The sequence below is a fragment of the Ignavibacteriales bacterium genome (genome assembly GCA_026390795.1).
Classification (GTDB): domain Bacteria; phylum Bacteroidota; class Ignavibacteria; order Ignavibacteriales; family Melioribacteraceae; genus Fen-1258.
Map to the genome: position 1 here is coordinate 1,024,955 of JAPLFG010000003.1, position 14,478 is coordinate 1,039,432.

Genomic DNA, 14,478 nt, shown 5'->3' on the forward strand with positions numbered 1-14,478 from the left:
ATGAAAATAAAATTGTTGCGGAGTATTTATGTTAATGAAACATAAAAAATCTTGGTTTATTATTTGGATGATTATCTTTTCCTTCATTTTAATAGCCACTGCTTTAATCTTCCTTGTGGTGGCTAAAGATTACAATAATTTCAGAGTAATAAATAATATAACGGTGATTTTAGGCGGATTAATTATTCTTGTAATAGGGATTGTTCGCCATAAAACGGTGCTAATTAGCGATGAACTTCAAAAAACAATTCAGTTAGAAATTTTTTCTTACACTCATATTGCATTTTTAACTTTCCTTAGTCTTTTTGCATTACTGCAAATAGCTTATCATTTCAAATTGGAGCCGATGCAAGTTCTTATCATTGTATTATTTGGAACAAGTATACTTCAGATTATCATTTCCTTTTTTGTTAAGAGAAAGTATAAATGAAAACAAATTTTAGTACATAAGAGGAAATAAATGAATAGCGCACCTAATAAATTTAAAATGTCGCCATTTGCAATCATTCTATATGTCTTTGCCCTTGCATCATTAATTTATCCCAAAGATAATTTGCCCACATCAATCAAGCTGATTCTCTTCGGTATTGTTATTATATGCTTTGCTGTTGGAGGGATAAAAATTATTCCTCAGTTTTTTGGAGGAGATGAGTTATCTAAAACAATTAAATTGGAAATTCTTGCTTATACGCAATACTCACAATTCTTCATTTTTATTTTTCTTATTAGTCTACTCAAAAGTTTCCACGTGAGATTAGATGCTAGTGATGGCATTGGAATGTATCTCTGTTGCGTTGCAATTATTCAAATCGTTATTACCGTGTTTGTAAAACGAAAATACCAATGAAAAACATACTCCACATATTGAGAGCCGAACACAGACTCTCTCAAGAGGATTTAGCCAAGAAGCTTGATGTATCCCGCCAGACAATTAACGCAATTGAGCGGGAGAAGTACGACCCTAGCTTACCGCTTGCATTAAAGATTGCAAAAGTATTTAATAAGAGGGTGGAAGAAATTTTCTTTCTGGAGGATGAAAAATGAAATTAAATAAAATTTTTAAAGAAGAACTTAACTTTGGGCTCTTTACTACCTTTTTATTTGCACTCGTTCTTTGGTTTGATGAGCCGCCGTTGAATAAACACTGGATAGGAAGTTTGATCTATATTGCAACAGGCTGGGCTGTCTATTATTTCGTATTTATAAAATCTTTAAAAGAATACAAGCTTGATGAACGCGAAATGATGATTTTCACAAAAACAGGAAACAGCGCCTCATTTTCTTTTGTAACTATGCTTGTAATTCTTTTTTATCTGCAGGAAATCAATTTTGGCTTTTGGGGTCTTCCGCTGAAAGAACTATGGGGAAGATTTCTACTGCCGCTATTTTTAATTGCTCACTCAGTTACCGGATTAATACTGGCAGGAATTGAGGAAAGACAATAATGATCTTCCATTAGAAAATTAATGATTTCAACTCCATTCGCTATTTTGCCAATACAATATTCAGAAAAAAATTATTGTAGTTCATTTTCATTAAAATTTTTTACTAAATTGCGTTCGGCAAACACCTATCATTACATTCAACTAAACGAGGAGAAATTAAATGGAAGAAATGCAAAACCAAGAAGCTCCAAAAATGTCCTCTGTGGAAAATGAGCATGAAGAATTTGAATTAAGCCACACAGACAAACTAGTCGGCGTTTTCTCGGAGCCCGGTACGACATTCGCCAAGACGGCAAAGTTTCCTCCTAAAACTTCTGATTGGGTAATTCCGGTTCTGGTTTTAATTGTTATGATTATTCTAAGTCAACTTGTGATGAGAACTAATCCAGAAATTAAACGCGAGATGAGAGATAAACAAATTGCCGCAGTTCAAAAAAACCTAGACGAGTCAGTTGCTAAAGGTCAGATGACACGCGCACAAGCAGATGAGCGGTTAAACACTATGGAAGAGGCGATGGAGAGTACCGGTACAATTCAAACTGTAGGCTTAATTATTGGCACGCCAATCTTTGTATTTATAGTATTTTTTGTCGTTGCCGGTTTTTATATGCTGGTAACAAAATTTGGACTTAAGGGTACAGGTACGTATAAAGATGCAATGGTTGCATATGGTCTTCCTTATTATATTGCTGCAATCTCAGTAATCGTAATGACAATTGCCGCATTGGCAATGAACAAATTTATAACGGGCGTTAGTGTGGCTGATTTTGTCGGCTCGGATAAAACAACTATGACGGGATTTTTGTTAGGCAAGTTAGATGTTTTTTCTATCTGGTTTTATGTTGTCTTCGGTATCGGTTTGGCTAAAATGAATAAATCGGGAGATACACAGAAATATATTATTACGGTTTTCGCAATATGGATAATATTTGGCTTACTCTTCCATTTCGTCGCAAAAGCTGTTCCGTTCCTTGCGGGTTTTGCTGGTTAATTATTAAATTTTTATCCTCCTCTCCGGAGGAGGATATTTTTTAAGTTTTTCGATTTCAGAGCTCGTAAGTTCTCTCACAGTTCCGGCACCAAGATCACCAAGTAAAAGATTTTTAATTCTAACACGTACTAAGCGCAATGTTGGAAATCCAATCGCTGCCGTCATTCTTCTAACTTGCCTATTGCGTCCTTCAATCAACGATAAACTAAACCAGCTTGTTGGAATCTTTTTTCGCTTGCGGACCGGAGGAACTCTGGCAGGGAAATCCGGTTTATCAATAATTTTAGCTTTGACTGGAAGTGTTAAACCATCTTTTAAAACAATTCCGACTCGGAGTTTTTGTAAATCATTCTCCGAAGGAATTCCTTCTACCTGAACAAAATATTCACGCTCGTGTTTGTTTTCCGGATTTAGAAGAAAGTCTGTTAACTGTTTATCATTCGTAATAATTAGAAGCCCTTCGCTATCCATATCAAGCCGCCCAACAGGATACACATCCGTAGGAAAATTATGAAAAGAAGAAAGTGTAAGCCGGTTTTCTTTATCGGTGAATTGTGATAACACGCCGTAAGGTTTGTTCAGAATAAAATATTTTTTGTTTGTTTGTTTCATTTAGCAATTACTCAAGATTGTCATTCTGAGGAGTCACACTGAGCGTAGCCGAAGTGTAGACGACGAAAGAATCTCTTCATGTACGATGCTTTGAGATTCTTCTCCCGCTGTGCGGGATCAGAATGACAATTGGTTAAATTATTGATTGCGGATCGATATCAATTATCAATTTAACATCACGGTAGCGCGATTTCTGGTTGAATTCGATAAATGCATTCATAATTGCGTTGCGTAAAAATTTTCCGGAAGGATCAAATTTTCTAAGACTTTTAATTAGAATCTGAAACCGGTAGCTTCCTTTTAATTTGTAAATGATGGCTTCTGTAGGCGGAGTAATCTTCAACCCTTTTTCATGTTTTCTCAGATATTCAAAAAAATCTTTAGCCGCAGAGCGCACACGTTCTTCTTTTTCATCTTTCAATTCAATCAGGCCGAGCCGTATAAACGGGGGATACTCGCCTTGTTCGCGCAGAGTAATTTCTTTTTCATAAAATCCCTTGTAATCATTCAATAAAACTTTTTGAAGAACAAAATGTTTTTGGTTCTGTGTCTGAATGATCACTTCCCCCTCTTTCTCACTTCTGCCGGAGCGACCGGAAACTTGTGTGAGAAGTTGAAATGTTCTTTCATCGGCTCGGAAGTCGGGAATCCACAAAGAAGTTTCTGCAGCAATAACTCCAACCAAAGTTACATTCGCAAAATCTAAACCTTTTGAAACCATCTGCGTTCCAACCAGAATATCAATCTCCCCTTTTCTAAAACTATTGAGAATTTCGCCAAGCTTTCCTTTTTTGTTTATCGAATCGGAATCAATCCGTTCTATCTTTGCATTTGGAAAATAAAAATCAAGTTCATCCTCAACGCGCTGAGTGCCGGTTCCAAAAAATTTAAGACTAAGCGAACCGCAAGTAGGGCATGCCTTTGGAACGGGTTTAACAATCCCGCAATAGTGACACTGTAAAATATTTTTGTTAAGATGATGAACCATCGGAACGGAACAATCCGGACATGTAATAACTTCACCGCAATCATTGCAGAAGACCTGTGTAGCAAATCCTCTCCGGTTTTGAAGTATTATAACACTTTCTTTTTTCTTCAAATGAATGCCGATTTCATCCAGCAATTCACGCGAGAAAATGCTTTCCATCCGTTTCTTTTTCTTTTCAATTGTAATATCAACAAGTTTTATTTTCGGAAGTTTTGCGTTATCAACTCGTTCATTGAGTTCAAGTAGATTGTATTTCCCGCTGAGCGCGTTAAACATACTCTCGACCGATGGTGTTGCTGAGCCAAGAAGTACCGGACAGTTATTAAACTTTGCTAAAATTATTGCCGCATCGCGTGCATTATATTTTGGTACAATCTCCTGCTGTTTGTAGCTGGCGTCATGTTCCTCATCCACAACAATCAATCCGATATTTTGAAGCGGCGCAAACAAAGCCGAACGTGGACCGATCACAACTTTAGATCTGCCTGCAATAATTCCACGCCACGAATCGTACCTTTCACCCAAAGACATCCTGCTGTGAAGAACCGCTGTGCCGTCACCGAAGTAATTAAAGAACCGTGAAGTGATTTGAGGAGTTAGGGAAATTTCCGGAACGAGAACTATAACACTCTTTCCATTCTCAACAACTTTTTTTGCGAGCTCTATATAAACTTGTGTCTTACCGCTCCCGGTGACACCATGAAGAAGGAATGTCTCAAAAAGGTTTTTATCTATAGTTTGCCCCACCTGTTCTACAATCTTTTTTTGCGGATCTGTTAACTCAAAAGTTTTTGTTTCTTCTTTATAAGAATCGGAATAAGTGCGCTCCACTTCTTTATCAAAAATTTCTAAAACATTTTTCTTCTCCAAACTACTTACAGTTGATGAAGCTGATTTTGTTTTCTTTAAAAGCTCACTCAATGAAACCGGTTCTTTCGCAGAAAGAAGTTCAAGAAGAAGAACAACTTGTTTAGGCGATTTCTTTTCGATCTCGGGCATCAATTCATAAATTTCATCAGGTGATTTGGCAAGCTTAACAAATTTCACCTTCTTCACCTTAACTTTTGCAGACGTAATCTCATCCAGCACTGAAATTGCGCCGATCTTTTCAAAAGAGCGAAGCGATGAATAGATGTTTTTGTTTTTTACTTCTTTCTGCAATTGAGAGATACTATGAACTTCTTTTCGTGAAAGCGAGGTTAAAAGTTTTGCGCGCAGGGAAGTTTTTTTTCTCTCCTGATTTAAAAGTTTGAGGCAAAATTCTTTATCACTTACAACTCTTCGCTTAGACTCAATTTCGGTTCCGTAAGGAACGGAATTACGCAATGCCTCGCCAAGCGAGCTCAAATAGTAATCGGAAATCCATTCGTAAAATTTCAGCGCCATTTTATCAAAAATTGGGCTGGCATCAAGTACATCATTTATTGGTTTTATTTTTTCTTTTATATCGGTTGAATCGGAAGTGCCTACAACAAAACCGGTTAATACACGTTTGCCAAATGGTGCAACTACGCGCACACCGATTTTGACCGAATCAATCAGTTCATCCGGAATGGAATAAGTGAACGTATTTCTGAATGGTAACGGAAAAACAACTTGACAATACATGTTTAGCTTATAGCTGTTAGTAATTAGCCATTAGCTTAACTCTAATGACTTTGTTAATATAAAGAAAGCAGTGTTACATTGCATAAGAATGGGGATTGGATTAATTTTATTATGGTTTGTAAAAAATTATTATTGAGAAATATCTGAGTAAATAATGAAAAAAATAATTTTACTTTTTACAGTTTCTATTTTATTGACAGCTTGTTCGAATAAAAGAGAAGACTTGGAACTCTTCAGCGCGGAATCTTTTGCTTATTCAATGGATTCCGGCTGGGAATTAAATGCAACTGTCCGCGCTAAGGGATTTGAACAGGATGAAAGCGGCGATAAGTTCACGGCAAAACTTTCGTACGTTGCAGACTTGGAAACACCCGATGGAAAACTGTTTAGAAAAATTTCGTCCGGCAATATTGATAAAACTTCCGCAGAAAAATTAATTGATCTCCCGATCGAGACTCAAATTAAACTTGATTCAACTTTTAAATTGGGCAATTACAAAATCACTTTTTTTGTTAAGGATGAACTTACGGGAAGGAAAGCGTATCTATGGAGTTTCTTTGAATTATCTAAATAAAAAAGGGCTTGTCAGTTCAAGCCCATTTTAATTACATCTTATTAACAACTAAAAATTTTATTTTTTTATAGACTCACTCAATTTCAATTCAACTGTGTAATCAATCGGTTCAAAAGAATTACCAATGCCGCCCATACCCTGTCTCATTCCTGCATTTCCACCGCTTCCGCCGCGTCTTCCACCGGCACCGCCCCTTGGCTGCCTGGTTTCTCCTTCCGACATGTTTCTATTGCCGCGCGTATTTTCAAACTTAAATTCTTCCGTTTCAAATTTAATTTTTACTTTTCCTCCCGGAAGAGTTTCAACAGCAAATGGAAATTGTGAATTCTTTTGCAGCGGTATCTTTAATTCATAAACAAATTGATTTGAATGATATCCCAATTTAACTTCAATTCCTTCATTGCTCAGGATCGGGAAAGCGGTTAGCGGGAATTTTTCTTTATCAACTATCTGAAATTCGTTCTGCTCCAAAATCATTTTGTTGATCATCTTCGCAAGCAAATCGCCCTGCTTCTCGCCCTGCATTCCTTCTCTATTCATTTCCGGAACAGGCGGTTCTTCAGATTGATCTAATGCCATTGGATAACGAATTCCAAATTCATTTTTGTCGCCGCTTTCCGGTACGAACCAAATAATAAATCCGCCTCTTGCCATTAGCAGGAGCTTAGAGCGGTCATTAGTAGTCAAACAGAGGTATAAAAATTTATCATCGTTCTTGAAACCGAGAGAAAATTTCTTGTCTTTTATTGGCTCAATTTCTTTACTCCATTCTGAAGGATCCCCGTCAATCTTAATTTCTTTTTCAGACCGGGAGCTGTTCATTTGCACACCGGCGCTGCAGCCTCCAAGAATAATAATGATTAAAAAAAGTGCCGGGAATAGGAAAATAATAGTTTTGGTTTTGCTAATTGTTCCCACGTTCAACTCTCGTCATATTTGGTTCAACCGATTTATAAAACAAATATCTTACTCTCCAATAGCCATCCAGGTTCCGCCGATTAAATTAATTTTTGTTCCGCCCCATGTTTTTATTTCCAGCGTAAATCCGGCTTTATGCGCAGAAGAAACTTTTACATCGTAACGAGTATTGATATTTGTATCTGCATCGAACCGGGTTATGCTAAAACTAATTTCCGGCTTTACAGTGAAAGGCTTTGGGAAGGTAACATTAAGCAGTAAGGTTCTTTCCATTTCGCCGCCGGCAGCAAGTGTATAATTCGAAATAGTTTTATCAGCGTTCCAAACACCTGTTTGAACTTTCATTTGTCCGTTTGAAGTTGCCGCTGTTAATAATAGCATGATGGAAAGCGCTAAAACAAAAGATAATTTTCTCATTACACTTCTCCTTCTTGTTTGAAATGAATTAATCAAGAGTTTAGATTTATTTTGTTTGGTGCTTAGAATCTAAAACCGCAACTATTCCAAACTGCCGACTTCTTTTTCAACCTCTTCCAATATTTCACAGCTTTTTACAACTTCTTTCATTCTTGTATGATCTGGAAAAAGAGGGCGGTCAACATCAAGATGATCTACATATTTTCTAACAACTTGTTTTGCTTTTGCAACACCTTTTCCGTTTGTGAATTCTCTAAAATCTAGTGCTTGAGCCGCGGCGATAAATTCTATTCCCAGAATGCCGTACGCGTTATCAACAATTTGACCATTCTTAATTGCAGTGTTCATTCCCATCGAAACAAAATCTTCCTGATCTGCCGCAGCAGGTATTGATTGAACTGAAGCTGGAACAGATAAAATTCTTTGCTCAACGATTAATGTATCGGCAGTGTATTGGCTCAGCATCAATCCGGAAAACATTCCGGCACCCTTTGTTAAAAATGCAGGTAATCCAATACTTAAAGCGGGATTCAATAAACGGTTCAATCTGCGTTCGGATAGAACGCTAACCATCGTTACTGCTGCGCTGATCATATCCATCGGCAATGAAACCGGTGTACCTTGAAAGTTTGCGCCTGTAAGCGTGAGTTTGTGTTCCGGCATAAAAATGGGATTATCACCGACACCATTCAATTCAATTTCAACCTGACTTTTTGCATATGCAACAGCATCATGAGCCGCCCCGATAACCTGCGGAGATGAACGCATTGAATATGCATCTTGAACTTTAGATTTCAGTTTACCTGTTTGAAGATCGCCCCCGTTAACGCATTTCATAATTGCTTTAGCACTTCGAACCGCGCCTTTAAATCCTCGTACTTCATGAAGACGGGTATCGTACGGTTTTAAATTTGCGAATAATGCTTCGAGAGTCATTGCGCAGGCAATCTCCGCTTGCTTCAGCCAGCGGTTAATATCATAAAGATGGATTGCGCTCATTGCCGTAAGAAGATTTGAACCGTTAATCGTACCAAGTCCGTCACGAGCTTCGAGACCGGGAATTTTAATTCCTGCTCTTTCGAAAGCAACTTTACCGGGTAATTTTTCTCCTTTGAAAAATGCCTCTCCTTCTCCCATAAGCAGTAATGCGATTTGACTCATCGGCGCTAAATCCCCGCAAGCTCCGACTGAACCTTTCTGACATACGAAAGGTGTAACACCTTTATTCAGCATTTCAATTAGAGTCAAAGTTATTTCCGGACGGATGCCGGACATTCCATGTGCGTGAACATTTATACGTCCCGCCATCGCGCCGCGCACATATTCAATCGGCGCGGGATCGCCTATTCCGGCAGCATGATTATAGATCAAGTACTTTTGAAATTCTTTTACTTGTTCATCATTCAATACAACTTCGGAAAATTCACCGATGCCGGTGTTAACTCCATACATAATTTCATGAGCATTAATTTTTTCTTCAAGCATCGCGCGGCAAGCTTTAATTCTTTGAAGTGCTTCGGGTGCTAATTCTACTTTTTCATTGTGACGGGCAATTGCAACTACTTTTTCAACCGTGAGATTTGAGCCATTAAGAACAACTGACATAATTTTTCCTCCGTAATGTGGAAATCGACTAATCAAACTTAAGAAGAGTTTATTAAAAAGTGATTAAGAATATTTTGTATGTTCGGTGGTAAAATATCGGTTAAATTTTGTCTAATCTTTAAAAGAGAAAATACGATGGACCTTTACACACTTGTTTTTATTTTTGTAACAATCTTGATTCTGATCGGACTAGGATTATTCGGTTTGCTGATCATGAAAATTGATAAGTGGATCGACCATAAGGAAAGAGTTGGAAAGCAAAGTATCTATAAAGCAAAGAAGGAAGGAAGCAAAGAAGGAAAGATCAGTTGATGAACGATTTGTTAGACTAAATTAACTTCACACTTGCTTCAACATTTTTTAAAATCTCTTCTTCCTTTACTAACTTCAATACTTTTTGAATATCCTTATAAATTATTCGATCATGATTAAGCGGGGCTACTTTTTTTCTTATCGATTTATAAGCCAATGCAGTTCCAATTCCGCATTTTAACGGTTTTAAAAATTCCACTCCCTGTGCGGCAGCCATTAATTCTATTGCAATAACTGTCTGAACATTTTTTAAAATTTGAAAACATTTCCTCGCGGCAATAGATCCCATTGAATTATGATCTTCTTGATTTGCCGATGTTGGAATTGAATCAACACTTGCCGGATGAGCAAGAACTTTATTTTCGGAAACCAGCGATGCTGCAGTGTATTGCGCAATCATTAAACCGGAATTTAATCCTCCATGCTTTGTGAGAAACCTTGGAAGTTGACTCAACGAACCGTTTACCATTCTTTCAATTCTTCTTTCGGAAACATTCGCCAATTCTGAAAGAGCGATTCCCATAAAATCCATTGCAAGAGCCATCGGCTGCCCGTGAAAATTTCCTCCCTCAAGATGATCTCCTTCTTCGGGAAAAATTAGCGGATTGTCATTAACCGAATTTATTTCGATCTCTACAAGTGAAGAGACATAATTAATTGTATCACGTGATGCACCGTGAATCTGCGGGATACACCGTATCGAGTATGAATCTTGAACACGAGAATCATCTTCGATATGCGACTTACGGATTTCGCTTCCCTTCAACAAGTTCAATAAATTTTTAGCAGTCGCGATTTGTCCGTTATATGGTCTGAGTTTGTGAATTCGCGGATCGTAAGCTTTGTCTGTTCCCCTTAGAGCTTCATGTGCCAACGCAGCCGAGATATCTGCCATCTTAATTAATTTGTTAGATTGAATACAAATCCATGATGCGAATGCAGTCATCATTTGTGTGCCGTTAATCAGAGCAAGACCTTCTTTTGCCGCGAGTCTTACACCGTTCATTTTATATTTTTTGAAAGCAGAATTAGCAGAAATTATTTTTGAAGTGCCGGATTTTTCATCCAGAACATTTTTAATCAACTGCACTTCGCCGTCACCCATCATTGCAAGCACAAGATGGGAGAGCGGTGCAAGATCTCCGCTCGATCCAACCGACCCCTGAGATGGAATTACAGGAATAATATTGTTATTAATCATCTTTATTAAATGTTCAAGAGATGATAGACGTATTCCCGAATTCCCGCGGGCGAGCGCATTCACTCTAAGAAGCATCATTATTTTCACAATCAAAGGGGGAAGATTATCGCCTACTCCGGCAGAGTGGCTAATAATTAAATTCCGCTGAAGTGTTTCAGTATCTTCTTCGGATATCTTTACATTCGCAAATTCCCCGAACCCGGTTGTAACACCGTAAATGACTTTCTTTTCCTTGATCCACTTCTCAACTAAGGCGCGCGATCTATTAATTTTCTTCACAGCATCGGAGGAGAGAACAACTTGCTGATCCTCTTTTATAAACTTTTCTATTTTATCGAGAGTTAATGATTTACCATCAAGTACCAGTTTCAATTTTTATCCTCACCTTTCGTTCGTGCTTTTAACATTCCTTGAATTTTATTATGAGCCGATGCATTTGCCCTGTAAGTAATGACAATTTTATCTTCTTCATATTCTACTGAAAGAATTTCCGCATGAGCATAGAGCTGAGAGACAAGTTTTGATTCGTGCGGTTTTAATTCAATTGTGCTCTCTACAAAATTTTGCTCATAAATATCGAGCATCATTTTTCTCAAATTACCGATATTCATTCCCCGTTCGGCGGAAATTAAAATTCCGTCCTTAAACTGCTGGGAAATATAATCCATACGGTTCTTGTCTTTAAGCGCATCAACTTTATTGAAAATTTTTATTTGGATTTTTTTATTACTGTCCAATTCTTCAAGCGTAGATTCGACAACTCTAATGTGATCTTCGAAATAATCATTTGAGACATCTATTACGTGAAGAATTACATCAGCATCTTTAACAACGTTAAGAGTTGTCTTAAACGATGCAACGAGGTGATGAGGAAGCTTGCGTATAAATCCCACCGTATCGCTCAGCAAAATCTTTTTATTTTTTTCAATCTCGAATGCGCGTGTTGTTGAATCTAATGTCGCGAACAATTTGTCCTCCGCAAGAACGCCTGCTTCGGTAAGCCGGTTTAATAAAGTCGATTTACCCGCATTTGTATATCCAACCAAACATGCCGTAACAAATTCTTTTCTTCCCGCACTTTTTGTTTCCTGATGAGCTTCAATCTTTTTAAGATTCTCTTTCAGTTTGCTTATTCGTGTGCGGATAATTCTTCTGTCGGTTTCGATCTGTGTTTCACCAGGACCTTTAGTGCCAATGCCGCCGTACTGCTTCGATAAGTGAGTCCAAGCGCGGCTTAGGCGAGGCAGCATGTATTGAAGTTGTGCAAGTTCAACTTGTGTTTTTGCTTCGCGTGTTTTTGCGTGGGATGCAAATATGTCAAGAATCAAACCGCTCCGGTCCAAAATTTTTCTTTCTAAAACTTTTTCAAGATTACGGATTTGCGTTGGATTCAGATCATCGTCAAAAATCACAAGTTGTATATCATTTAATTCGATCAGCTGCTGTATTTCTTCTGCTTTTCCTTTGCCGATAAATGTTGCCGGGTCAGGTCTATGACGGTCTTGTGTAATTTTAAATATCACATCGGCCCCGGCTGTATCAGCAAGCAATTCCAATTCACCGAGATGCTCATTTACCTGATCTTTTGAATAATCCCCGGTAACTACGGCCACGAGTATTGCACGTTCTTTTTTTCTGTTGATGATGTCTATCATTACTTAAGATCCGTTTCCTTATAATTAACTTGATTGAATATCAGTAATATCTTTTTTCGAGCTTCTGGCGATGATTGATTCGATGATTGCAAGTAACAAAACAAAAATTAAAAAGTATTTCCAGAGCTCGGTTCCAAAGCGTGATTGATAAATTACCTTTGAGAAATCATCGTTGGGTGTAAATGTATATAATTTTCCATCGAACCCGATCAGATTAAGATATTTTTTGAAATCGGAATCACTTTCTTTTTGTGTAACCGATTCACGCGGATCGGTGTTAACATAAATATAATCCAGCAATTTATTACCAGAATAAAACTTATACGTGCCCGGTTCATCCGTCTTTCTGTATGAAAAATAATTTTTGTTGGAGAGCGAATCCGCATCAACATATTCTTTTCCACCGCCGGGTTTTTCCACAATTATTTGACTGGAAATCCTGCTGGAAATGTCGGCTGTAATTTCATTTCCGGTTACATAGCTATTTTGTTCTTTTATTTTTGATGATGAATAAAGAATCAATTTATTTATCATCGGAGCGAAGAAACCTTTCAGAGGAAAATTATTCCAGCTTAAATCCGGTGCCGAGTTGAAAAGGAATACTTTACCCGACCCGATTTTGTATTCACTTAAGAAAGATGAATTATCGATCATAGAAATTATATTTTTTCCTTTACTGCCCGGTACAATTTTGAAGTAGTAATAGATATTCGGCGATTCAATTTGAGGATTTTTTTTATTTTCAAAGAGATCCGCGAAGAGCGGGTTTTGAAAATCAATTTTATCAATTTGCGCCGGTTTTGCTTGAGAATTCAAAGTTCCCAGTACGGCTGAAGGGGCGTTAACATTTAACGCATTGCAAAGTCTCTGAAAATTTTGAAGAGTGCTTTGCGAGCCCGGCATTACAACAGCTCTTCCACCGCTCTCTAAATAATCGGTAAGATTTTTCCAATCAAAATTATTCTCGGAGCCGATCACTATAACCGCGTCGTAGTTTTTTAAATTAAGCGAATGCAATTGTCCGGTTGAGACAGCACTAATTTTTATTTTTTGCTGAGGATCTTCAACCGCAAGATTAATAAATTTTGCATCACCGGGAAGATCGGTTAGAATCAATAAAGAGATTTTATCTGGAACATATACGCTGAAATATCTTTTGTTGTCCTGAAGAATATCATCATCTTCAAGTTCAGTATAAATTTCAACAAGGCCTGTATCTGCAAGAGTTGTCTCAAAATTGATTTCTTTTGTTTCGCCATTTGTAAAATTTAGACTTTGCTGTGCGCTCCGTTTTCCATTCACAAAAAGAGAAGCAACGGAATTATTCACAGACTGCGAAGAATAATTTTTTACTCGGGCACTAAAGCTTACAGTTTTTCCTTTTTCAAAGATTTGATTATTGGGAATTAATTCTTCAACCCCGAGATTCACGATATCTTTTCCGCCGGTATTCACTAAAAACATTCTAGTGCTTTCATTAAACATACCGGAGAGATTTGTCAGTTCGTTCTTGGAATTATACAAACTTCCCTTTTGAAGATCGGTAAGAAGATAAATTTCTTTATTGAAATTTTTTGATTGATATAAAACCTGCGCGGCTTTAATAATTGACTCATTGATGGTTTTAGAAACAGAAGAGATTTGTAATTCATCAATTGATTGAAGTAATTGCTTGAAATTCGTTGTTGGTTTCGGGATTTCATTTGATAGGTCTCCGGTAAAGATAAGCGCAATTTCATCCCCGTCTTGAAAATTATCAAGAAGACTTTTTACGGTCTGTTTTGCTTGATTGAGATATGATCCTTTATCAGTAACAACCGACATGCTGAAAGTGTTGTCAAAAATAATAACCGCGGTTGTTTTTGCCGTGGAGGAATTTCCAAGCATAATATTCTTAACTGTCGGACGTGCAAACGCCATCACCAATAAGAGAATGATTACGATTCTCAACAAAAGCAGCAGCCACTGTTTTAATCTTATTCTTTTAATTTTTGTTTTCTGAAGTTCTTTCAAGAAAGCCAGTGTGCTGAATTCAATCTTTTTGAGTTTGCGCAGATTAAGAAAGTGCAGCACAATTGGAATCGAAGCAGCAAGCAAACCAAATAAAACTGCAGGGTTAAGAAATGTCATTTTAACTCTTGATCGTGTTCTT

The 14,478-nt window shown here is 37.4% G+C and carries 15 protein-coding genes; 7 read left to right on the forward strand and 8 right to left on the reverse strand.

Features of this window, described 5'->3' with window-relative positions; genetic code table 11:
• The first annotated feature begins 34 nt into the window (after window positions 1-34).
• The 5 genes from NTX65_08140 to NTX65_08160 all read left to right on the forward strand — a co-directional run bounded on the left by NTX65_08140 (window position 35) and on the right by NTX65_08160 (window position 2,436).
• A complete protein-coding gene (locus NTX65_08140; protein MCX6169294.1) occupies window positions 35-430 on the forward strand; it encodes a hypothetical protein in 396 nt (131 codons plus the stop codon).
• Window positions 431-460: 30 nt separating this feature from the next.
• Window positions 461-847, forward strand: a complete 387-nt coding sequence (locus NTX65_08145; protein ID MCX6169295.1) for a hypothetical protein — start codon at window positions 461-463, stop codon at window positions 845-847.
• Window positions 844-1,044 carry a helix-turn-helix transcriptional regulator gene (locus tag NTX65_08150; protein ID MCX6169296.1) on the forward strand — a complete coding sequence of 67 codons (201 nt, stop codon included), beginning with the start codon at window positions 844-846 and terminating at the stop codon, window positions 1,042-1,044. Before NTX65_08145 ends, NTX65_08150 begins: the two co-directional genes overlap by 4 nt.
• A complete protein-coding gene (locus NTX65_08155; protein MCX6169297.1) occupies window positions 1,041-1,445 on the forward strand; it encodes a hypothetical protein in 405 nt (134 codons plus the stop codon). The genes NTX65_08150 and NTX65_08155 overlap by 4 nt, the downstream gene beginning before the upstream one ends.
• Before the next feature lie 160 nt (window positions 1,446-1,605).
• A complete protein-coding gene (locus tag NTX65_08160; GenBank protein ID MCX6169298.1) occupies window positions 1,606-2,436 on the forward strand; it encodes a YIP1 family protein in 831 nt (276 codons plus the stop codon).
• 3 nt (window positions 2,437-2,439) lie between these two features.
• On the opposite strand, the gene NTX65_08165 is transcribed toward NTX65_08160, so the two are convergent.
• On the reverse strand, window positions 2,440-3,048 hold the full coding sequence (locus NTX65_08165) for a pseudouridine synthase (protein ID MCX6169299.1): 609 nt from the start codon (window positions 3,046-3,048) through the stop codon (window positions 2,440-2,442).
• Window positions 3,049-3,181: 133 nt separating this feature from the next.
• A complete protein-coding gene (gene priA / locus NTX65_08170) occupies window positions 3,182-5,644 on the reverse strand; it encodes a primosomal protein N' (GenBank protein MCX6169300.1) in 2,463 nt (820 codons plus the stop codon).
• A gap of 154 nt (window positions 5,645-5,798) precedes the next feature.
• On the opposite strand from priA, the gene NTX65_08175 reads away from it, so the two are divergent.
• Window positions 5,799-6,218 (forward strand): hypothetical protein, encoded by a 420-nt coding sequence (locus NTX65_08175; protein ID MCX6169301.1) that lies wholly within the window; start codon window positions 5,799-5,801, stop codon window positions 6,216-6,218.
• 57 nt (window positions 6,219-6,275) lie between these two features.
• Here the strand turns inward: NTX65_08175 and NTX65_08180 are convergent, their stop codons facing one another.
• From NTX65_08180 to NTX65_08190, 3 genes are all read right to left on the reverse strand, one after another.
• Entirely contained in the window at window positions 6,276-7,136 is an 861-nt protein-coding gene (locus NTX65_08180) for a hypothetical protein (protein MCX6169302.1), read from the reverse strand.
• A 48-nt stretch (window positions 7,137-7,184) separates the two neighbouring features.
• Entirely contained in the window at window positions 7,185-7,553 is a 369-nt protein-coding gene (locus NTX65_08185; GenBank protein MCX6169303.1) for an H-type lectin domain-containing protein, read from the reverse strand.
• 81 nt (window positions 7,554-7,634) lie between these two features.
• Window positions 7,635-9,158 carry an aromatic amino acid ammonia-lyase gene (locus tag NTX65_08190; GenBank protein ID MCX6169304.1) on the reverse strand — a complete coding sequence of 508 codons (1,524 nt, stop codon included), beginning with the start codon at window positions 9,156-9,158 and terminating at the stop codon, window positions 7,635-7,637.
• A 135-nt stretch (window positions 9,159-9,293) separates the two neighbouring features.
• On the opposite strand from NTX65_08190, the gene NTX65_08195 reads away from it, so the two are divergent.
• Window positions 9,294-9,470, forward strand: a complete 177-nt coding sequence (locus NTX65_08195; protein MCX6169305.1) for a hypothetical protein — start codon at window positions 9,294-9,296, stop codon at window positions 9,468-9,470.
• A 16-nt stretch (window positions 9,471-9,486) separates the two neighbouring features.
• Here the strand turns inward: NTX65_08195 and hutH are convergent, their stop codons facing one another.
• Genes hutH through NTX65_08210 form a run of 3 tightly spaced genes read right to left on the reverse strand, consistent with a single transcriptional unit; the run spans window position 9,487 to window position 14,456 of the window.
• Window positions 9,487-11,043 (reverse strand): histidine ammonia-lyase, encoded by a 1,557-nt coding sequence (gene hutH, locus NTX65_08200; GenBank protein MCX6169306.1) that lies wholly within the window; start codon window positions 11,041-11,043, stop codon window positions 9,487-9,489.
• Window positions 11,040-12,326 (reverse strand): GTPase HflX, encoded by a 1,287-nt coding sequence (gene hflX, locus NTX65_08205; protein MCX6169307.1) that lies wholly within the window; start codon window positions 12,324-12,326, stop codon window positions 11,040-11,042. The genes hutH and hflX overlap by 4 nt, the downstream gene beginning before the upstream one ends.
• Before the next feature lie 24 nt (window positions 12,327-12,350).
• Window positions 12,351-14,456 (reverse strand): BatA and WFA domain-containing protein, encoded by a 2,106-nt coding sequence (locus NTX65_08210; GenBank protein ID MCX6169308.1) that lies wholly within the window; start codon window positions 14,454-14,456, stop codon window positions 12,351-12,353.
• Window positions 14,457-14,478 lie beyond the last annotated feature (22 nt).